Below are 19,876 nucleotides of genomic sequence, written 5' to 3'. Positions count from 1 at the left end.
GGCGCCATGGAGAATTGCGATGCAGGAACATGGAGCCGCGGCTTCGCATCATCTCGTTTTCGCCGAGCGCTATGCGGCCGGCAAGGAGCGGCGGCGCTTCGCGCCGCGCGAGAGCCTCGCGGATTTCTCGCCCGTCGAGCGCGACCCCACCGCTATTCTCGCCGCCACGGACGAAGGCCGCGTCGCCTCGCTGCTGCCCATTCGTTATGAGCGCATGGCGCAATCCTCCTTCGCCTTTCTGCGCGGCGCCGCCTCGATCATGGCGGAGGATCTCGCCGCTCTGCCGACGCCGGGCATTTCGACGCAATCTTGCGGCGACTGCCATTTGATGAATTTCGGCGCGCTCTTGTCGTCGGAAGGCAATGTGCTCTTCGACATAAACGATTTCGACGAGACGCTGCCCAATATCGACTTCACCGTCGATCTGCGGCGTCTCTGCGCGAGCTTCGCCGTCGCCGCTCTGGACGCCGGCCGCTCGGAAAAACGCGCGCGCCATGCGGCCGAGCTGGCCGCGCGGGGCTATCGCCGCCATATGCGCGGCCTCTCGCGTCTGTCGCCGCTGAAGGCGTGGCGCGACCGCATCGATCTCGTCCATGTCGCGGACGGGCTCCACGAGCGGCTCGCGCGCAAATTGCGCGGTCTCGTCGCCGCGACGCGGCCCGATCGCGAGGACGATAATTTCCCGCATATCGAATCGACGCCCATGGGCCTGCGCATAGAGGAGCGGCCGCCGCTCATCTATCACATCGGCAATGGCGGCGGCGCCGCGACGCGTTTCGACATACCCGCGACATTCGCGAGCTGCGGCGCGACGCTCAATCCCGAAGTGGTCGCGCTGCTGCGCCGCTATGCGCTGACGGATACGGCTTTCAAGGTCGTCGGCATCGGCAGCGTCGGCACATTCTGCGCCATCGGTCTCTTCGCCACCGCCGACGACGAGCCCTTGTTCCTGCAATTGAAGGAAGCGCGCCCCTCCGTGCTGGCGCGGCTCGCGCCGGAGGCCGCGGCGCAATGGAAGGACGCCGAAGGCAAGCGCGTCGTGCATGGCCAGCGCGTGATGCAGGCCTCGACCGATCTCTTCCTCGGCTGGGCCGAGGACGAATCCACCGGCCGGCATTTCTATGTGCGCCATTTGAAGAACCGCCGCCTCGGCTCGGTCGCGGAGCTCTTCGAGGAGCATGCGCTCGACGATTACGCCGCGCTCTGCGGCAGCGTGCTGGCGCGCGCCCATGCGCGCTCCGCCGATCCTGCGATCATCTGCGGCTATATGGGCAAGAGCGGCGCCTTCGACGACGCCATGGCGTCCTTCGCCATGCTCTACGCCGCGCGCAACACCTGCGATCACGCGGAGTTTCTGGCCTGGCGCGCCAAGGCGAAAGACGAAGCGGAAGGGAGCGACAAAGGCCGATGAGCGACTCGACACCGAAGCTGCACGCCGTCATCGCGGAGGGCGTCGCGCGCGTCCTCATCGACAATGGCGAGCGACGCAACGCTTTCGATTTCTCGATGTGGCGCGCATTGCCGCCGCTGCTGGCCGCGCTCGACGCCGACGAGACCGTGCGCGTCGTGGTGCTGACCGGCGCGCCGTCGCTGCCATTCTGCTCCGGCGCCGATATTTCGGAATTCTCCACCGTGCGCGCGACAGCGGAAGGCGGCCGCGCCTATGAGCAGGCCAATGTCGAAGCCTTCGACGCGCTGTCGCGCCTCGGCAAGCCGGTGATCGCGGCGATCGCCGGCTATTGCATGGGCGGCGGCATGGGGCTCGCGGCCGCCTGCGATCTGCGCATAGCGGCGGAGGCTTGCGTGTTCGGCATTCCCGCGGGACGGCTCGGCGTCGGCTATCCGCCGGAAGCGATGAGCTATGTCGTCGCCGCCGTCGGCCCGCAGAACGCCATGGATCTCTTCTTCACCGCGCGACGCATAAACGCCGATGAGGCGCGCGCCGCGGGCTTTGTCTCGCGCGTGCTGCCGAAAGACGGATTCGACGCGGCGATCATGAATATCGCGCGCGGGATCGCCGCCAATGCGCCGCTCACTCTGCGCGCCGCCAAGGCCGCGATAAGGCGCGCGTCTGGATTGCCGCATGCGCTCTCGGCGGAAGATTGCGAGAAGCTCACAGCAGCCTGTTTCGACAGCGCCGATTATGCAGAAGGCCGCACGGCTTTTCTCGAGAAGCGCGAGCCGAAATTCAATGGGAAATGAGCTGGGGAAATGACATGAGCGCGCCGCTCACTCTCGCCGATATCGAAGCCGCGGCGACGCGCATCGCTCCGCATGTCGAGGCGACGCCATTGCTCACGGCGCCGCTGCTCGACGAGGAGATCGGCTTTCGCCTTTTGGTGAAGGCGGAGAATCTTCAGCCGATCGGCGCCTTCAAGCTACGCGGCGCCTTCAATCAGCTCTTGCAGCTGACGGATGAGGAGCGGCGCCGCGGCGTCATCGCGGTTTCTTCCGGCAATCATGCGCAGGCCGTCGCCTTCGCTGCGCATGCTCTGGGGGTTTCCGCGACGCTCGTGATGCCGCGCGACGCGCCCCGCGTCAAGCTCGAGCGCACGAAGGCGCTGGGGGCGCGCGTCGAATTCTATGATCGTCTGAGCAATGATCGCGATGCGATGACGCGCCGCCTCGCCGAGCAGGAAGGCCTGCGCTTCATTCACCCTTACGACGATCCGCGCACCATCGCCGGACAAGGAACCATCGGCCTCGAGATAGTCGCGCAGACGCGCGCGAAAGACATTGCGCCGGATGCGATCATCGCCTCCTGCAGCGGCGGCGGGCTCGCCTCCGGCATTGCGCTGACCTTGCCACTCTTCGAGCGCGCGCCGCAAATGTTCACGGCGGAGCCGGCGGGCTTCGACGATATGCGTCGCTCGCTCGAGAGCGGCGACCCGCAGGTCAACGCCGCGCTCACCGGCTCGATCTGCGACGCGCTGCTCGCGCCGACGCCCGGCCGCCACACGCTGCCGATTCTGCTCGCCTGTGGCGCGCAGGGGCTCACGGCGACAGATGCGCAAGTCGAAGCCGCGATGCGCGTCGCCGCAGAGCATTTCCGCATCATGCTGGAGCCCGGCGGCGCGGCGGCGCTCGCCTGCGCGCTGATCGAACGCGAACGCTTCGCGGGAATGACGGTGGCCGTCATCGCTTCGGGCGGCAATGTCGATCGCAAGGACTTTGCCGCAATTCTCGATCGTTCGAGTTGAAGCGCCCATCGCCGCACGTCACTTGCGACGTGGGCCAGCCGCGCTCTTCCTCGCGCCGCGCGCGAGCGCCGTAGACGCTTTCGCTTTCTCCACCGGCGCGGCCTCCGCCAAAAATCCCTCGAGCGCGCGCGCGAGACGGCGGAACGTCTCCTTGCGCGCGGAGGAGGCGCGAAAGACGAGGCCGATGCGGCGGAAGGGCGCCTCGCCCGAGAGCGGCCGCACCTCGAGATCGAGCCCGCGCAATATTCCGGCGTCCAGCGCCATTTGCGGCAGCAGCGTCACGCCGAGCCCATTGGCGACCATTTGCGCCAGCGTATGCAGGCTGGTGCCCTGAAAGGCGACATTGCGCCGCGCGCCCTCGAGCGCACATGCGGCGAGCGCATGATCGCGCAGGCAATGGCCCTCCTCCAGCAGCAGCAGATCCTCGGCCGCCATATCGTCATGCCCGACCGCCGTCATTCGGCTCAGCCTATGCCCCGGTGGGCAGACGACGACGAAAGGATCTTCGCCGAGATCGATCGTCTCCATGCCGCGCGAAGGATAGGGAAGCGCCAGCACGGCGGCGTCCAATTCGCCGGCGTCGAGACGCGCCAGCAGCGGCTCGGTCTGCTCCTCGCGCAAATAGAGCTTCAGCTCTGGAAAGGCGGAGCGCAGCCGCGGCAGCACACGCGGAAACAGAAACGGCCCTATGGTCGGAATGACGCCGAGCCGCAGCGGCCCGGACATGGGCGCCTGAGCGGCGCGCGCCAGCTCGACGATATCCTGCGCCTCGCGGAGAATCGTGCGCGCGCGCTCGGCCAATTCGCGGCCCACCGGCGTCGGCGAGACCTTGCGCTTGGTGCGCTCGAAGAGGCGCACGCCGAGCAATTGCTCGAGCTCCAATATTCCGGCGCTGAGCGTCGATTGGCCGACGAGGCAGACCTCGGCCGCGCGGCCGAAATGCCGCTCGTCCACGACGGCGACCAGAAAACGCAGCTGCCTGAGGGTGGGCAAAACCGCCATCTGCCCAACATAATCGCTAAATTCGATTATTGAAGCCTGTTTTTTTCGCTTTTATCGATAGTGAAACCCCTCTAGGTTCCCGGGCGTCTTCCCCGAAGGCCCGCGGACTCATCCGCCTCTCGCGCGCCTTCACCACTCGAGGAGAAAATCGAATGTCTCTCATCGGCTCCGAGATCAAGCCGTTCAAGGCGACCGCCTTCCACGCCGGCAAGTTCGTCGACGTCACCGAAGCCACGCTCAAGGGCAAGTGGTCGGTGTTCTTCTTCTATCCGGCCGACTTCACCTTCGTCTGCCCGACCGAGCTCGAGGACCTCGCCACCAACTACGCCGCCTTCAAGGCGATCGGCGTCGAGATCTACGGCGTCTCCACCGACACGCATTTCGCCCATAAGGCTTGGCACGACACCTCGCCGGCGATCGGCAAGATCGAGTATCCGTTGGTCGGCGATCCGACGCTGACGCTGAGCCGCAATTTCGACGTGCTGATCGAAGAGGCCGGCCTCGCCGACCGCGGCACTTTCGTCATCGATCCCGACGGCAAGATTCAGATCGTCGAGATCAACGCCGGCGGCGTCGGCCGCAATGCGCTCGAGCTGCTGCGCAAGGTCAAGGCGGCGCAGTATGTCGCGGCGCATCCGGGCGAGGTCTGCCCGGCCAAGTGGGAAGAGGGTCAGAAGACGCTCGCCCCCTCGCTCGACCTCGTCGGCAAGATCTAATACCGCACGACGCTCCCGGCCGGTCTGCCGGCCGGGGGCTCCTCCGGGCCATCGAAAATTCCCCCGCCTCATCCTGAGGCGCTTTTTGTGGAACGCAAAAAGCCTCGAAGGATGCTCCAGCGCGCGCAACGATGCGTCCTTCGAGACGCCGGCTTCGCGGGCTCCTCAGGACGAGGGGATTGTTCTCGAACATCGGGAGTCGAAGATGCTGGACGCCGCTCTGAAAACACAGCTGCAGGCCTATTTCGCGCGCATCGTCACGCCCATCACGCTCCGCGCCTCGCTCGATGACAGCGAGAAATCCACAGAGCTCGCCGAGCTGCTGCAGGAGGTCGCGAGCGTCTCGGACAATATCTCCTATGTGCGCAGCGACGATGATTCGCGCCGTCCCTCTTTCGCGATCGAGCGCCAAGGCGCCGATGTCGGCTTGCGCTTCGCCGCCATTCCGGGCGGCCACGAATTCAACTCCTTCGTGCTGGCGCTGCTGCATGTCGGCGGCCATCCGCCGAAGGAGGACGAGGAAACCCTTGCGCGCATAAAGGCGCTCGACGGCGAATATCGCTTCGAGACCTATTTCTCGCTCACCTGCCAGAACTGCCCGGAGGTGGTGCAGGCGCTCGACACGATGGCGGCGCTCAATCCGCGCGTGCGCCATGTGGCGATCGACGGCGGGCTGTTCCCCAAGGAGGTGGAGGAGCGCGGCATAATGGCGGTGCCCGCCGTCTATCTGAACGGCGAGCCCTTCCAGCATGGCCGCGCGACGCTGGAGCAGATTCTCGACAAGCTCGACGCCGGCGCCGGCGAGAAAAAGGCCGCGTCCATTTCCGCCAAGGAGCCTTTCGACGTGCTGGTGGTCGGCGGCGGCCCGGCGGGCGCGGCGGCGGCGATCTACGCCGCGCGCAAAGGCGTGCGCACCGGCATTGTCGCCGAGCGTTTCGGCGGCCAGGTGCAGGACACGGCGGGCATAGAGAATTTCATCTCCGTTCCGCACACGGAAGGCCCGCATATGGCGGCGGCGCTGGAGCGTCACGTCGCGGAATATTCCGTCGATGTGATGAATGGCCAGATCGCTTCCGCGCTGATTCCGGCGGCGCAGGCCGGCGGTCTCACGGAGCTGAAGCTCGCCAATGGCGCGACGCTCAAATCGAAGACGATCATTCTGGCGCCGGGCGCGCGCTGGCGGCGCATCAATGTGCCGGGCGAGACGGAATATATGACCAAGGGCGTCGCCTATTGCCCGCATTGCGACGGGCCTCTGTTCAAAGGCAAGCGCGTGGCGGTGATCGGCGGCGGCAATTCCGGCGTCGAGGCGGCGATCGATCTCGCCGGCCTCGCCTCGCATGTGACCTTGCTCGAATTCGACGGCAAACTGCGCGCCGATGGGATCTTGCAGGAGAAGCTGCGCTCGCTGCCCAATGTGACGATTCTCGTCTCGGCGCAGACGACCGAGATTCTCGGCGACGGCGCCAAGGTGACGGGGCTCGTCTATCGCGACCGCGAGAGCGAGGCGACGCGCACTGTCGAATTGGAAGGCGTGTTCGTGCAGATCGGCCTGCTGCCCAACACGGAATGGCTGAATGGCGCGGTGACGCTCTCGCCCTATAAGGAGATCGAGATCGACCGCCGCTGCCACACCTCGGCGCCAGGCGTGTTCGCGGCCGGCGACGCGACGACGGTTCCCTATAAGCAGATCGTCATCGCCATGGGCGAAGGCGCGACGGCGGCGCTGTCGGCCTTCGACCATCTGGTGCGGATGTGACGCGAGTTCGCTTCTCAATTCGAGAGGCGTGAGCTGCGAAGCGATCCAGGGCGGCCCCTCGTCTCTGGATCGCTTCGCTTCGCTCGCAAAAGCGGCGCGCGGCCGTCAGATCTGCCCTTTGATCTCGATCAGCTCGACATCGAAAATGAGCGTGGCGTTGGGCGGTATCACGCCGCCGGCGCCGCGCGCGCCATAGCCGAGCTCGGGCGGAATGACCAGCGTGCGCTTGCCGCCGACCTTCATGCCGAGAATGCCCTGATCCCAGCCGGCGATCACCTGTCCGGCCGAGAGGCGGAACTCGAAGGGCTGGCCGCGGTCCAGCGAGCTGTCGAACTTCTTGCCCTTGGCGCCGTTCTGCGAGACCCAGCCGGTGTAATGCATCTTCAGCATCTGCCCCGGCTCCGCGCCGGAGCCGGTCCCGACCTTTGTGTCGGTGATCTTGATTCCGGTGGCGGTGGTGGTCGTCGCGGAGCTCTGCGCGAGCGCCGGGAGCGGCGCAGCGACGAGCGCCAATGCGGCGAGGGCGGGCAGAGCGTGGAAACGGAATAGGGCGCGCATGTCGGGTCCTTTGGGAATAGGGCGCGGCGAGCAGCCCTGCGCGCAAAGCGAGGGCGTTCGAGCAGCGCCGCCGATCATCGGCCGTGGGTCGGCCTTCGTGACCTTTGCGGGCGCCGCCACGAGCCTGTCTGCCTTCGGCGCAGGCGGGTGTCAACCAGCGGCAAATGACGCGAGGCGAGGCTCGAGGGCGGAAAATCGCGCGGGTGGGCTGGTGCTGCAAGAGAGGATTGAACTCTCGACCTCTCCCTTACCAAGGGAGTGCTCTACCACTGAGCTACTGCAGCGTCGGGCGGCCTTGTGCCACAGTGATGGCGACTGCGCAAGACATTCGCCGCGCCTATCCGCCGAGCGGAAGGAGGAAAATCGTCGAAAGGGGAAAAGTGGAGCAAATGGTGGGCGGCACAGGGATTGAACCTGTGACCCCTCCCGTGTGAAGGGAGTGCTCTCCCGCTGAGCTAGCCGCCCGAGGGCCTCACCGAGGCCGAACAGTTCTGTAAGAGACGACGGTGTCTCCCGTCAAGTGCATGCGGAGGCTTCCAGCACGCCGAGCGAGGCCACGGCCTCCCATAATTCGTCGAAATGCGAGATCACCCGGTCGGGGCCGAAGGACGAGACCGGGGTCTCCGTATAGCCGAAATCCACCGCGACCACAGGCACGCCGGCGTTTTTGGCCGTCGCTATGTCGGTCTGCGAATCGCCGACCATCACCGCCCGCGCCGCATGGCCGCCGGCTCTTTCGATCGTCAGCGTCAGCGCGCGCGCGTCGGGCTTGTGCGCGAGAAAAGTGTCGCGGCCGCAAATGGCGGCGAATCGCCCGGCGACGCCCAGGCGCTCCAGCAGCAGAACGGCCAGCTCCTCGGATTTATTGGTGCAGACGGCGAGCGCGAAGCCGGCCTCGGCGAATCGCTCCAGCGCCGCCTCCGCTCCGGGAAAGAGCCGCGTCTCGACGGCGATTCGCTCGCGATAATGGGCGATAAACTCGGGAAACAGGGCCTCGACCCGCTCCGGCGGGAGCGGCGCGCCGGTGGCCGCGAAGCCGCGCTCGATCATCGCCCGCGCGCCGGCCCCAGCCAGCGTGCGCACGGCGGAGAGAGGCACGGGCATGCGGCCGTCGCGCGCCAGCAGCACGCCCAAGGTGGCGATGAGATCGCCGGCCGTGTCGGCCAGCGTGCCGTCGAGATCGAAGACCAGAGTCGGCGCGCCGACCATTCGCTGCCCCCTTGCGGCTATCCCCTTGCGCGCTGTCTCGCGATTGCCGCATCGGCGTGTAGACTGCGCCCTGTGATTCGTCGAAGGAGTGTAACCTTGCGCGCAGCCATTCGTCTCCTCTCTCTCGGGGCCGCCCTGGCGGCGCCGGCGGCGCTCGCCGGCAATTACGAGTTTCTCGCCGCCCCGCAGACCGATCTCAACCGCGTCTTTCGCCTGGACCGCGCCAGCGGCGAGGTAGGGGCCTGCCAATATGGGCTGAAGGAGGGCGCGGCCGTCGGCGTGACGCTGTGCTATCCGCCGGGCGAGGGCGCCAAGGCGGGGCAGTTCAGCGAATATGCGCTGATCGCCTCCCGCCATACGGGCGAGGGCGGCGTGTTCCGCGTCGATCTGCGCTCGGGACAGATGTCGATCTGCTTCGTCTTGAACGAGAGCTCGGTGGTCTGCACGCCGCCGGCGAAATAGCGAGACCCCGCATAGGAGACAGCGAGCCCGAAGGCCCGCTTTCGTCCAATCAGTTGTTGAAGCGGAAATGCAGCACGTCGCCGTCGGCGACGACATAGTCCTTGCCCTCGAGCCGGAACTTCCCCGCCTCGCGCGCGCCCGCTTCGCCGCGCAGCGCGACATAATCCTCGAAGGCGATGGTCTCGGCGCGGATGAAGCCCTTCTCGAAATCGGTATGGATCACCGCCGCCGCCTGCGGCGCGCGCGTGCCCTGCTCGATCGTCCAGGCGCGCGCCTCCTTCGGCCCCACGGTGAAATAGGTGACGAGGCGCAGCAGCGTATAGCCGGCCCGGATGACGCGGTTGAGGCCCGGCTCCTCGAGCCCGACCGCCTCGAGATAGTCCTTCTGCTCCTCGGCCGGCAGCACGGCGATCTCGCTCTCGATCTTGGCCGAGACGACGACGCTCGCCGCGCCCTCCTCGCGCGCCCGCGCGGCGACCTTCTGCGAGAAGGAATTGCCCTCCGCAGCGGCGCCCTCCTCGACATTGCAGACATAGAGGACGGGCTTGGACGACAGCAGGCCGAGACCGGCGAGCGCTTCGCGCTCCTCCGGCGCGATCACGACGAGGCGGGCGGGACGGCCCTCGCGCACCAGATCGAGGCAGCGGCGCATCAGATCGAGCAGCTCCTTGGCGTCCTTGTCGCCGCCCTTGGCCTTCTTCTCGAGCGGGACCACGCGCTTTTCCAGGCTCTCGAGATCGGCGAGCATCAGCTCGGTCTCGATCGTCTCAATGTCGCGGATCGGATCGACGTCGCCCTCGACGTGGGTGATGTCGCCATCCTCGAAGCAGCGCACCACATGGGCGATGGCGTCGCATTCGCGGATATTGGCCAAGAACTGATTGCCGAGCCCCTCGCCTTTGGAGGCGCCGCGCACGAGCCCGGCTATGTCCACGAAGGTGAGGCGCGTCGGGATGATCTGCTTGGAGCCGGCGATCTCGCAGAGCTTTTCGAGGCGCGGATCGGGCACGGCGACGTCGCCGACATTGGGCTCGATCGTGCAGAAGGGATAATTGGCCGCCTGCGCTGCCGCCGTCTGCGTCAGCGCGTTGAAGAGGGTCGACTTGCCGACATTCGGCAGGCCGACGATTCCACATTTGAAGCCCATGGCGTCCCGTATCCTCGCGCAATCTCGCTGCGGCGCGGTATGGGCGGGACCGGCGCAAAAGGCAAGGGGCGCGGCCGCGGCGCAGCGTCTCCATAATTCCGCCCAGCAGAAAGGCGCATCCTCGCCGCGCGGGTTGACCGCGCGCCTCGCAAGGCGGAAAAGCTTCGACAAAAGCAGAGCGTCGGCGAATCTCGAGGGCGCGATTCTGGCGCGGAACAATATGCGAAACAGATCACGAATCGGACGAGCTGGTCGCGCGATCGCGACATTCGCGGCGGCGGGATTGCTCGCAGCGCCGCTCATTCCCGCGTTGGCGCAGACCGCCGCCGAGCCTTCCCCGGCTCCGGCCGCTCCTGTCGCGCCGGCTCCCGCGCCGACCGCGGCTCCGGCGGCCCCAGCGCCTGCGCCCGTTCCCGCCCCTGTCCCGGCGCCCGCCTCCTCTCCCACCGCCCCGGCCGAGCCCGGAGCAGCGCCGACGGCGGCCCCGCAGACGGCCGCCGCGCCCAAGCCCAAACCAAAGCCGAAGCCCAAGCCCGCGCCGCCGCGCGAGATGGCGCTCTCCGACGATCCGACCCCTGCGCTGCAGCCCGAGACCTTCTTCGCCACCTCGCTCGCCTCCGAGCGCTATGCGGCCATCGCCGACGCCGGCGGCTGGCCCAAGGTGGGGACGCCATTGCAGCCCGGCGCGCGCGGCAAGGCGGTGGCTGCGCTGCGCAGGCGCCTCGCCGCCGAGGGTGATCTGCCGGCGGAAGCGGCCGGCGGCGAGGCCTGGGACGCCGGCCTCTCCCAAGCAGTGAAACATTTTCAATTCCGCATGGGGCTGAGGCAGACCGGCGCGGTCGCCGGCGCGACGCTACGAGAATTGGACGTGCCGGCCTCGGTGCGCTTTCGTCAGCTAGCCTCCTCGGCGCAGCGGCTCGCCGGCAATGATTTCCCCTTCGGCCCACGCTACATCGTCGTCAACATCCCCTCCGCCGCCGTCGACGCGGTGGAGAACGGCCATGTCGTGCGGCGCTATACGGCGATCGTCGGCGATGTCGAGCATCCTTCGCCCGAGGTCGAGGCGAAGATCGGCGCGGTCAATCTCAACCCCACATGGACGGTCCCGGTCTCGATCATCAAGAACGAGATCATGCCCAAAATGCAGAAGGACCCGTCCTATCTCGCCAAGGCGCGCATTCGCGTCTTCGACAATCACGGGACCGAGGTGGAGCCGAAATCGATCAATTGGGCCAGCGAGCGGGCGGTCAATTACACGCTGCGCCAGGACAGCGGCGCGCAAAATTCGCTGGGCTCGATCCGCATCGCAATGCCCAATAAGCACGCCGTCTATATGCATGACACGCCGAGCAAGCGGCTCTTCGCCAGCGACTACCGCTTTCTCTCGCATGGCTGCGTGCGCGTCGAGGGCGTCTATGACCTCGCGACCTGGCTGCTGGAAGGCGCGCCGGGACAATGGGACAAGGCCGCGATCATGTCCAAGATCGGCGGCGAGCGCCAGGACGTGATCCTGCCCAAGCCGGTGCCGGTCGTCTGGGTGTATATGACCGGATGGGCTTCCGCGAATGGAACCGTTCACTTCCGCAACGATATATATGGGGTGGACGCGGTGGGCGAAGCGCGCGGGGATCGCTGATTCGCTCGTCCCTTCGGAGGAACGATGCGCGGCGCTTCGATCGTTTTCGCCCTGGCCTTCTCAGGCGCTCTCTGTGCGGCGGCCGCAGAGCGACGCTCCCCTCCGCTGCGGAGGACCGAGACCGTCGTCGTCCTCCCCGTGCAATATTGCGAGAAAATGTGCCCGCAGGACTTCGCGCCCTGCGATCCGCCTTATTTCAAGACCGCCGATGCGCGCTGCGCCCAGGTGGGCGCGGGGCGATGAGGGTGCGCTAATCGTCCAATCCACGCGCGCTCTCGTGCCAGCGCGACAGAGCGAGGCGCGACAGCGCCGTCAGCCCCGCATAGATGACGATACCCGCCAGCGAAACCAACGCCAGCGCCGCGAACATGCGCGGAATGTCGAGGCGATAGCCGGCCTCCGAAATGCGGAAGGCGAGCCCCGCCCCCTGCCCCGCAGCGCCGGCCGCCAGCTCGGCCGCAATGGCGCCGATGAGCGCGAGCCCTCCGCCGATGCGCAGCCCGGCGAAAAATTGCGGCAGCGCCGCCGGCGCGCGCAGATAGACGAGCTTGCGCCACGGCGAGGCGCGATAGAGATCGAAAAGCTCGATCAATGAGCGATCGACCGAGGCGAGGCCGAGCGACGTATTGGCGAGAATGGGAAAGAAGGCGACCAGAAAGGCGCAGACCAGCACCGCCTCGGCGGGGGCGAGATAGACCAGCAGCAGCGGCGCTATGGCGATGATGGGCGTCACTTGCAGCACAATGGCGAAAGGCATCAGCGCGCGCTCCATCCAGCGCGAGCGCGAGATGAGCAGAGCCAGAGCGACGCCGCCGATCGTCGCCAGCGCCAGCGCCTCCAGCGCCGTCGTCAGCGTGACGAGGAGCGAGGCGAAGAGAATCTCGCGATCCTTCACCAGAGTCGCGGCGATGAGGCTCGGCGCCGGCAGCACATAGGGCGGAATGGCCCAGAAGCGCACCGCCGCCTCCCAAGCGGCGAGCGCGGCGGCCAGCACGGCCAGCGGCGACAGCGCCTCGCGAAGCGGGCTCGCTTGCGTCATCGCAGCTCCTCCCCATAGGCGCTGCGCAGAGCGGCGGAAGCGCGCCGGCAATATTGCGCGAACTCGGGACTCGTGCGGAATTCTTCGTCGCGCGCGATATTCGCGTCTATGTCGATCGTATCGACGATCGCGCCGCCGCGCGCGGCGAGCGCGAGAATGCGCGTCGAGAGATAGACGCTCTCGTAAATGGAATGGGTGACGAAGACGATCGTCGTATCGAGCCTTCGCTTCATGGCGAGGAGATCGTCGCCGAGACGAAAGCGCGTCACCTCGTCGAGCGCCGCGAAGGGCTCGTCCATCAGCAGCAATTTCGGCCGCGTCACCAGGCCGCGCGCTATGGCGACGCGCATCTTCATGCCGCCGGAGAGCTGGCGCGGCAGCGCTTTCTCGAAATCGGCGAGACCGACGAGCGCCAGCGTCTCGCGCACCAGCGGCGCGGCGGCCTCGCGCGTCTTGCCGGCGAGTCGCAGCGGCAGATAGACATTGTCGAAGACATCGGCCCAGGGCAGCAGCGTCGCCTCCTGAAACACGAAGCCGATGTTGTGGGCCGCGGCCGAGTCGCGCCAATCGATGGCGCCGGCGCTCGGCGTCGCGAGGCCGGCGATGAGCCGCAGCGCGGTCGATTTGCCGCAGCCCGACGGGCCGAGCAAGGTCAGAAACTCGCCGTCGCGAAGGTCGAGATGGAAATTCTCGAGCGCCGCGACGCCATTGGCGAAGCTTTTGCCGATCCCGCGCAGCGAGACCAGAGGCTCCGCGACGCCCACCGTCACTGCGCCCCCGCCGCATGCGAAGGTCGCAGCTCCAGCCCGACCTTCTTGTTAACGAAGCGCGTGCTGTAGCCCTGGGCGATGGGAAGATCGGCGGGGAAGACGCCGGCCTTGGCCATTTTGTCGAAGAAGCTGCGCAGCCGCGCGTCGGTTATCGCGCCAATGCCGAGACTGAGCGAATCGCCGGAGTCGACGATGCCGCGCTCCTTCAGCTTCTCGACGGAATAAGCGAGCTGGCCCTCGGACATTTCGGGATTGTCCTTGCGGATGGCGGCGTTGGCGGCGCTATTGTCGCCATAGATGTAATGATACCAGCCGATGATCGAGGCGTCGACGAAACGCTGCACGAGATCGGCCTTGGTCTCGATCGTCTCCTTGCGCGTCTCGATCGTCGTCGAATAGCTGTCATAGCCGTAATCGGCGAGGAGAAACACATTGGGCGTGAAGCCGCCCTGGCGCGCGATCTCGAAAGGCTCGGAGGTCAGATAGCCCTGCTGAATCGATTTCTTGTCGGCGAGGAAGGGCGCCGAGTTGAAGGTGTAGGGCTTGATCTTCTCTTCCTTGAAGCCATAGGCCTGTTTCAGCCATTGATAGACCGAGACGAGATTGTCATTGCCGATGAAGGCGGTCGCCTTGGGCAGATCCTCGAAGCGATCGAAGCCCTCGCCCGGATGCGACATGAAGATGATCGGATCCTTCTGGAACATGCTGGCGACGGCGACGATGGGCGCCTTCTGCTGCACGGCGGAGAAGGTCTGGATGAGATTGGCGCCCATGCAGAAATCGACGCGGCCGGCGGCGAGCAGCAGCCGCGCGTTGGACTGCGGACCGCCCTGCAATATTGTGACGTCCAGGCCGTATTTGGCGTAAGTGCCGTCGACGAGGGCTTGATAAAAGCCGCCATGCTCGGCCTGCGCCCGCCAATTGGTGGCGAAGGAGACCTTGTCCAGCGCGAAGGCCGGAAGGGCGGAGAGGAAGAAAGCCAAAGCCGCGATCTGTGCTGCGAAGCGTTTCGTCATCGATTGCCTCACCAGTTTTCTACAATCTACGGGTTCTCCCTTCTCCCACTCGTGGGAGAAGGTGGCCCTGCGAAGCAGGGTCGGATGAGGGCCGAACGGGCTCCATTCGACGTTCCAAACCGCGCGCCAACGCCGAGGGACCCTCATCCGACCCGACTTCGTCGGGCCACCTTCTCCCGTAAACGGGAGAAGGACGCGCCGCTATGGCGATCCCCGTCCGAAAGGTCTACCCTCTCCGCCATGCTTCCGTCCCGCTATTGGATCGACCTCGCCACCACTGACTACCGCGACCTCGAGATGGAGCGCGTCATCGCCGTGCTGCCCATCGCCGCCGTCGAGCAGCATGGGCCGCATCTGCCGGTCGGCGTCGATTCGCAGATCATGCGCGGCATGATCGAGCGTGTCGTAGACCGCCTGCCGGACGATCTCGATGCGCTGTTCCTGCCGCTGCAGGCGATCGGCGTCTCCATCGAGCACGGCGATTTTCCCGGCACGCTCAGCCTCTCGCATGAGACGGCGCTGCGCCTTCTCTGCGAGATCGGCGAAGGCGTCGCCCGCGCCGGCTGCCGCAAGCTCGTACTCCTCAATTCGCATGGGGGCAACTCGGCGCTGATCTCCCAGGCGGCGCTCGAGCTGCGCATTCGCAACGAGCTGCTCGCCGTCGCCTGCTCCTGGCATCGCTTCGGCTATCCCGACGGCCTGTTCGGCGAGGAGGAAATCCGCCTCGGCATCCATGGCGGAGAGATCGAGACCTCGCTGATGCTCGCGCTCGCGCCGGATTTCGTCGATATGGCGCGGGCGCGGCATTTTCGCTCCGCCAGCGCCGATTTCGAGCGCGATTTCACCTGGTTGCGCGCCGACCGGCCGATCGGCTTCGGCTGGAAGACGCAGGACCTCTCGAAGGAAGGGGCGATCGGCGACGCCGCGGCGGCCAGCGCCGCCAAGGGCGAGGCCGCGGCCGATTATTGGGCGACCGCCTTCGTCGAGCTGCTGCGCGACGTCGAGGCCTTCGATCTCGCGCGCTTGGCCGGCGCGCCGCCGAAATAGCGCCGGAAACGCCACAGGGAACCGGCCTTTCGCCGGTTTTGGAGGCTTTCGTCGCGGCGCGGTTCGGTCTACAACGCGCGCAACTGCGCAGCCAGACGCCGGAGAGGCCCCGTATGACCGAAATCATCGATATTCACGCTCGCGAGATACTCGATTCGCGCGGCAATCCCACGGTCGAGGTCGAGGTCGTGCTGGAGGACGGCTCCTTCGGCCGCGCCGCCGTGCCGTCCGGCGCCTCCACCGGCGCCCATGAGGCGGTGGAGAAGCGCGACGGCGACAAGACCCGCTATCTCGGCAAGGGCGTGCTGGACGCCGTGCAGAGCGTCAATGAGGACATAGCGGGCGAGCTCGTCGGCTTCGAGGCCGAGGATCAAGTGGCGGTCGACGAGGCGCTGATCGAGCTCGACGACACGCCGAACAAGTCGCGCCTCGGCGCCAACGCCATTTTGGGCGTCTCGCTGGCCGTCGCCAAGGCCGCCGCCGACGCCTCCTCGCTGCCGCTCTATCGCTATATCGGCGGCGTGCAGGCGCGCGTGCTGCCGGTGCCCATGATGAACATCATCAACGGCGGCGCCCACGCCGACAATCCGATCGACTTTCAGGAATTCATGATCCTGCCGGTCGGCGCGCCCACCGTGCGCGAGGCGATCCGCTGGGGCGCGGAAGTGTTCCACACGCTGAAAGCCGCGCTGAAGAAGGCCGGCCTCTCCACCTCGGTCGGCGACGAGGGCGGCTTCGCCCCCAACCTCCCCTCCGCCGAGGCGGCTCTGGACGTGATCGTCGAGGCGATCGTGACCGCCGGCTTCGTGCCGGGCGAGGACATTTATCTCGGCGCCGACGTCGCCTCGACCGAGTTCTTCAAGAACGGCAAATATGTCTATGAGGGCGAGAAGGTCACGCGCACCATAGAGGAGCAGGTCGCCTATCTCGCCAAGCTGGCCGAGGCCTATCCGATCGTCACGATCGAGGACGGCATGGCCGAGGACGATTGGGAGGGCTGGCGCCTCCTCACCGACACGCTCGGCGACAAGATTCAGCTCGTCGGCGACGATGTGTTCGTCACCAATGTCGAGCGCTTGGCGCGCGGCATAGACGAGGACGTCGCCAATTCGCTGCTGGTGAAGGTCAATCAGATTGGCACGCTGACCGAGACGCTCGCCGCCGTGGAGATGGCGCATCGCGCCGCCTATACGACGGTGATCTCGCATCGCTCCGGCGAGACGGAAGATTCGACCATCGCCGACATCGCCGTCGCCACCAATAGCGGGCAGATCAAGACCGGCTCGCTGGCGCGCTCGGACAGAGTCGCGAAATACAATCAGCTCATCCGCATCGAGGAGGAGTTGGGACCGGCGGCGATCTACGCCGGCCGCAGCGCGCTGAAGGCGCTGGTGTAAGGCGCCCTCCCTCGCCCTCCCCCGCTCACGCGGGAGAGGGAATTCGGCGACATTGCGCGAACTTTGGATGAAGGCCCGAATCTGCTCCCTCTCCCGCAAAGCGGGGGAGGGTTGGGGAGGGGGCCTTCGACACGGATATTCGGCTCTCCCCCATGCCCATGGAAAAGACCTTCGACTTCTCGACCATCGAAGCGCGGATGCGCGAGCTCTGGGAAGAGGCGGGCGCCTTTCGCGCCGGCCGGCCGGAGCGCACCGGCGCGAAGCCTTTTTCCATCGTCATTCCGCCGCCGAACGTCACCGGCTCGCTGCATATGGGCCATGCGCTCAACAATACGCTGCAGGATATTCTCGCGCGCTATCATCGCATGCGCGGCGACGACGTGCTGTGGCAGCCGGGCACGGATCACGCCGGCATAGCGACGCAAATGGTGGTCGAGCGCAAGCTCATGGAACGCCAGCAGCATCGCCGCGAATTGGGCCGCGCGAAGTTCCTGGAAGAGGTGTGGGCCTGGAAGGCGGAGTCGGGCGGCGTCATCGTCGAGCAGCTGAAACGGCTCGGCGCCTCCTGCGACTGGTCACGCGAGCGCTTCACGCTGGACGAAGGGCTTTCCCGCGCCGTGGTGAAAGTCTTCGTGCAGCTCTATCGCGACGGGCTCATCTATAAGGACAAGCGCCTCGTCAATTGGGACCCGAAGCTGCTGACCGCCATCTCCGATCTCGAGGTGCAGCAGATCGAGGTGAAGGGCCATTTGTGGCACTTCAAATATCCGGTGGTCTATCACGACGGCCAGCCGACCGGCGAGTTCATCACCGTGGCGACGACGCGCCCCGAGACCATGCTCGGCGACACGGCGGTGGCCGTGCATCCCGAGGATGAGCGCTATAAGAAGCTGGTCGGCAAGAATGTGCGCCTGCCTCTGGTCGGCCGCCTCATCCCCATCGTCGCCGATGAATATTCCGATCCCGAGAAAGGCACGGGCGCGGTGAAGATCACCCCCGCGCATGACTTCAACGATTTCGAGGTCGGCCGCCGGCACGGTCTACGGCTCATCAATGTGCTCGACGCCGAAGGCGCGGTGACGCTGAAGGACAATGCGGATTTCTTCGAGCATGTCGCGCCCTCTCCCGAGCTCGATATGACGGTCGCCGCTCTGCACGGCCTCGACCGCAACGCCGCCCGCGCGCGCGTGGTGGCGATGATGGAGGAGCACGAGCTGCTCGCCGAGGTGTCGGACCATAAGCATATGGTGCCGCATGGCGACCGCTCCGGCGCCGTGCTGGAGCCGCGCCTCACCGATCAATGGTATGTCGACGCCAAGACTCTGGCGCAGCCGGCGCTCGCCGCCGTGCGCGAGGGCCGCACCAATTTCGTGCCGAAGAATTGGGAGAAGACCTATTTCGATTGGCTCGAGAACATCCAGCCCTGGTGCGTGTCGCGCCAGCTGTGGTGGGGCCATCGCATACCGGCCTGGTATGACGAGGACGGCAATGTCTTCGTCGAGGACAGCGAGGAGGCCGCTCTCGCCGCCGCGCACGCGAAGCACGGACGCGACGTGGCGCTGACGCGCGACGAGGACGTGCTCGACACCTGGTTCTCTTCCGCGCTCTGGCCCTTCTCGACGCTCGGCTGGCCCGACGAGACGAAGGAGCTCGATCGCTATTACCCCACCAATGTTCTGGTGACGGGCTTCGACATCATCTTCTTCTGGGTCGCCCGCATGATGATGATGGGCCTCTATTTCAAAAAGGAGATTCCCTTCCACGACGTCTACATTCACGCCCTCGTCCGTGACGAGAAGGGCGCCAAGATGTCGAAGTCGAAGGGCAATGTCATCGACCCGGTGCACCTCATCAACGAATATGGCGCCGATGCGCTGCGCTTCACCCTCGCGGCCATGGCGGCGCAGGGGCGCGACATAAAGCTCTCGACGCAGCGCGTCGTCGGCTACCGCAATTTCGCGACCAAGCTGTGGAACGCCTCGCGCTTCGCCGAGATCAACGGCTGCGCGCGCGTCGCCGGCTTCGACCCCAAGAATAATCAGATCACGCTCAATCGCTGGATCGTCAGCGAGGCGGCGCGCGCCTCGGCCGAGATCGCCGCAGCGATCGAGGCCTATCGCTTCAACGACGCCGCCAATGCGGCCTATCGCTTCGTCTGGAACCAGTTCTGCGATTGGTATCTGGAGCTCGCCAAGCCCCTGCTGCAAGGCGAGGACGGCGCCGCCAAGGACGAGACGCGCGCCACCACGGCTTTCCTGCTCGATCAGACTTACGCTCTGCTGCATCCCTTCATGCCCTTCATCACCGAGGAGCTGTGGGGCGTCAAAGGTTTCGAAGGTCCGGCGCGGGAAAGGCCGCTGGCGCTGGCGCAATGGCCCGATCTTTCCGGCCTCGAGGACGCCGCCGCGGAAGCCGAAATCGGCTGGATCGTCGATCTCGTCTCGGAAGTGCGCTCCGTGCGCTCGGAGATGAATCTCCCCGCCGGCGCGGAAGTTCCTCTCGTCCTCGTCGGCGCCGACGCTGACGTGCAGTCCCGCGTGATGCGCTGGGACGAGACTTTGCGCAAGCTCGCGCGCCTCTCGCAGATCGGCTTCGTCGACGCCGCGCCCAAGAGCAGCGCGCAATTGATCGTGCGCGGCGTTCTCGCTGCCATACCGCTGGAAGGCGTCATCGATTTCGCGGCGGAGAAGGTGCGACTCGCCAAGGAGACCGCCAAGCTGGAAGGCGAGGCGAAGAAGATCGAGGCCAAGCTCGGCAACGCCGATTTCGTCGCGAGAGCGCCGGAAGAGGTGGTGGAGGAAAATCGCGAGCGCCTCGAGGAGACGCGCGAGCGCATCGAGAAGCTGACAGCCGCGGCCAAGCGGCTCGGCTGAGCCGCACCCAGAGTTCGGCCGTCGTCCTGAGAAGGACGGCGGCGC

17 protein-coding genes and 2 tRNA genes are annotated in these 19,876 nt (G+C 66.3%); 10 read left to right on the top strand and 9 right to left on the bottom strand.

Annotated features, from left to right (window positions below; all coding sequences use genetic code 11):
- The first annotated feature begins 19 nt into the window (after positions 1–19).
- The 3 genes from GYH34_RS06020 to GYH34_RS06010 are packed head-to-tail and all read left to right on the top strand — an operon-like array spanning position 20 to position 3,200.
- Entirely contained in the window at positions 20–1,411 is a 1,392-nt protein-coding gene (locus GYH34_RS06020) for a DUF2252 domain-containing protein (RefSeq protein ID WP_161912779.1), read from the top strand.
- Positions 1,408–2,202 carry an enoyl-CoA hydratase gene (locus tag GYH34_RS06015; RefSeq protein ID WP_161912778.1) on the top strand — a complete coding sequence of 265 codons (795 nt, stop codon included), beginning with the start codon at positions 1,408–1,410 and terminating at the stop codon, positions 2,200–2,202. Before GYH34_RS06020 ends, GYH34_RS06015 begins: the two co-directional genes overlap by 4 nt.
- Positions 2,203–2,216: 14 nt before the next feature.
- The gene (locus GYH34_RS06010) at positions 2,217–3,200 is read left to right on the top strand and encodes a threonine/serine dehydratase (protein WP_161912777.1); all 984 of its coding nucleotides are present in this window, start codon (positions 2,217–2,219) and stop codon (positions 3,198–3,200) included.
- Positions 3,201–3,218: 18 nt separating this feature from the next.
- Here the strand turns inward: GYH34_RS06010 and GYH34_RS06005 are convergent, their stop codons facing one another.
- Positions 3,219–4,202 (bottom strand): hydrogen peroxide-inducible genes activator, encoded by a 984-nt coding sequence (locus GYH34_RS06005; protein WP_161912776.1) that lies wholly within the window; start codon positions 4,200–4,202, stop codon positions 3,219–3,221.
- Positions 4,203–4,354: 152 nt separating this feature from the next.
- On the opposite strand from GYH34_RS06005, the gene ahpC reads away from it, so the two are divergent.
- Positions 4,355–4,918: an alkyl hydroperoxide reductase subunit C gene (ahpC, locus tag GYH34_RS06000; protein WP_018266702.1), complete on the top strand. Its 564-nt coding sequence runs from the start codon at positions 4,355–4,357 to the stop codon at positions 4,916–4,918.
- 205 nt (positions 4,919–5,123) lie between these two features.
- Positions 5,124–6,677, top strand: a complete 1,554-nt coding sequence (gene ahpF / locus GYH34_RS05995; RefSeq protein WP_161912775.1) for an alkyl hydroperoxide reductase subunit F — start codon at positions 5,124–5,126, stop codon at positions 6,675–6,677.
- Positions 6,678–6,782: 105 nt separating this feature from the next.
- Here ahpF and GYH34_RS05990 read toward each other — a convergent pair whose 3' ends face one another.
- From GYH34_RS05990 to GYH34_RS05975, 4 genes are all read right to left on the bottom strand, one after another.
- Entirely contained in the window at positions 6,783–7,235 is a 453-nt protein-coding gene (locus GYH34_RS05990; protein WP_161912774.1) for an FKBP-type peptidyl-prolyl cis-trans isomerase, read from the bottom strand.
- 209 nt (positions 7,236–7,444) lie between these two features.
- Positions 7,445–7,519, bottom strand: a tRNA-Thr gene (locus GYH34_RS05985).
- Between the two features lie 106 nt (positions 7,520–7,625).
- A tRNA-Val gene (locus tag GYH34_RS05980) sits at positions 7,626–7,700 on the bottom strand.
- Positions 7,701–7,751: 51 nt separating this feature from the next.
- Positions 7,752–8,444 carry an HAD-IA family hydrolase gene (locus GYH34_RS05975; protein WP_161912773.1) on the bottom strand — a complete coding sequence of 231 codons (693 nt, stop codon included), beginning with the start codon at positions 8,442–8,444 and terminating at the stop codon, positions 7,752–7,754.
- A 96-nt stretch (positions 8,445–8,540) separates the two neighbouring features.
- Between GYH34_RS05975 and GYH34_RS05970 the strand changes: the two genes are divergently transcribed.
- A complete protein-coding gene (locus GYH34_RS05970; RefSeq protein ID WP_018266706.1) occupies positions 8,541–8,906 on the top strand; it encodes a hypothetical protein in 366 nt (121 codons plus the stop codon).
- A 49-nt stretch (positions 8,907–8,955) separates the two neighbouring features.
- Here the strand turns inward: GYH34_RS05970 and ychF are convergent, their stop codons facing one another.
- Positions 8,956–10,053, bottom strand: coding sequence for a redox-regulated ATPase YchF (gene ychF / locus GYH34_RS05965; RefSeq protein ID WP_161912772.1), 1,098 nt, complete (start codon positions 10,051–10,053; stop codon positions 8,956–8,958).
- A 283-nt stretch (positions 10,054–10,336) separates the two neighbouring features.
- On the opposite strand from ychF, the gene GYH34_RS05955 reads away from it, so the two are divergent.
- Positions 10,337–11,689 carry a L,D-transpeptidase family protein gene (locus tag GYH34_RS05955; RefSeq protein ID WP_244635291.1) on the top strand — a complete coding sequence of 451 codons (1,353 nt, stop codon included), beginning with the start codon at positions 10,337–10,339 and terminating at the stop codon, positions 11,687–11,689.
- A gap of 250 nt (positions 11,690–11,939) precedes the next feature.
- On the opposite strand, the gene GYH34_RS05950 is transcribed toward GYH34_RS05955, so the two are convergent.
- The 3 genes from GYH34_RS05950 to GYH34_RS05940 are packed head-to-tail and all read right to left on the bottom strand — an operon-like array spanning position 11,940 to position 14,514.
- On the bottom strand, positions 11,940–12,728 hold the full coding sequence (locus GYH34_RS05950) for an ABC transporter permease subunit (RefSeq protein WP_161912771.1): 789 nt from the start codon (positions 12,726–12,728) through the stop codon (positions 11,940–11,942).
- A complete protein-coding gene (locus GYH34_RS05945) occupies positions 12,725–13,492 on the bottom strand; it encodes an ABC transporter ATP-binding protein (protein WP_161914909.1) in 768 nt (255 codons plus the stop codon). The genes GYH34_RS05950 and GYH34_RS05945 overlap by 4 nt, the downstream gene beginning before the upstream one ends.
- Before the next feature lie 2 nt (positions 13,493–13,494).
- On the bottom strand, positions 13,495–14,514 hold the full coding sequence (locus tag GYH34_RS05940) for an ABC transporter substrate-binding protein (protein WP_161912770.1): 1,020 nt from the start codon (positions 14,512–14,514) through the stop codon (positions 13,495–13,497).
- Between the two features lie 240 nt (positions 14,515–14,754).
- Between GYH34_RS05940 and GYH34_RS05935 the strand changes: the two genes are divergently transcribed.
- The 3 genes from GYH34_RS05935 (at position 14,755) to GYH34_RS05925 (ending at position 19,831) form a co-directional block, all read left to right on the top strand.
- Positions 14,755–15,561 carry a creatininase family protein gene (locus GYH34_RS05935; RefSeq protein WP_161912769.1) on the top strand — a complete coding sequence of 269 codons (807 nt, stop codon included), beginning with the start codon at positions 14,755–14,757 and terminating at the stop codon, positions 15,559–15,561.
- Between the two features lie 113 nt (positions 15,562–15,674).
- On the top strand, positions 15,675–16,958 hold the full coding sequence (eno, locus tag GYH34_RS05930) for a phosphopyruvate hydratase (protein WP_161912768.1): 1,284 nt from the start codon (positions 15,675–15,677) through the stop codon (positions 16,956–16,958).
- A 158-nt stretch (positions 16,959–17,116) separates the two neighbouring features.
- Positions 17,117–19,831: a valine--tRNA ligase gene (locus GYH34_RS05925; protein WP_161914908.1), complete on the top strand. Its 2,715-nt coding sequence runs from the start codon at positions 17,117–17,119 to the stop codon at positions 19,829–19,831.
- The last annotated feature ends 45 nt before the right edge of the window (positions 19,832–19,876 follow it).

This window comes from Methylosinus sp. C49 (assembly GCF_009936375.1).
Classification (GTDB): domain Bacteria; phylum Pseudomonadota; class Alphaproteobacteria; order Rhizobiales; family Beijerinckiaceae; genus Methylosinus.
This window is presented reverse-complemented; position numbering and strand designations above follow the sequence as displayed.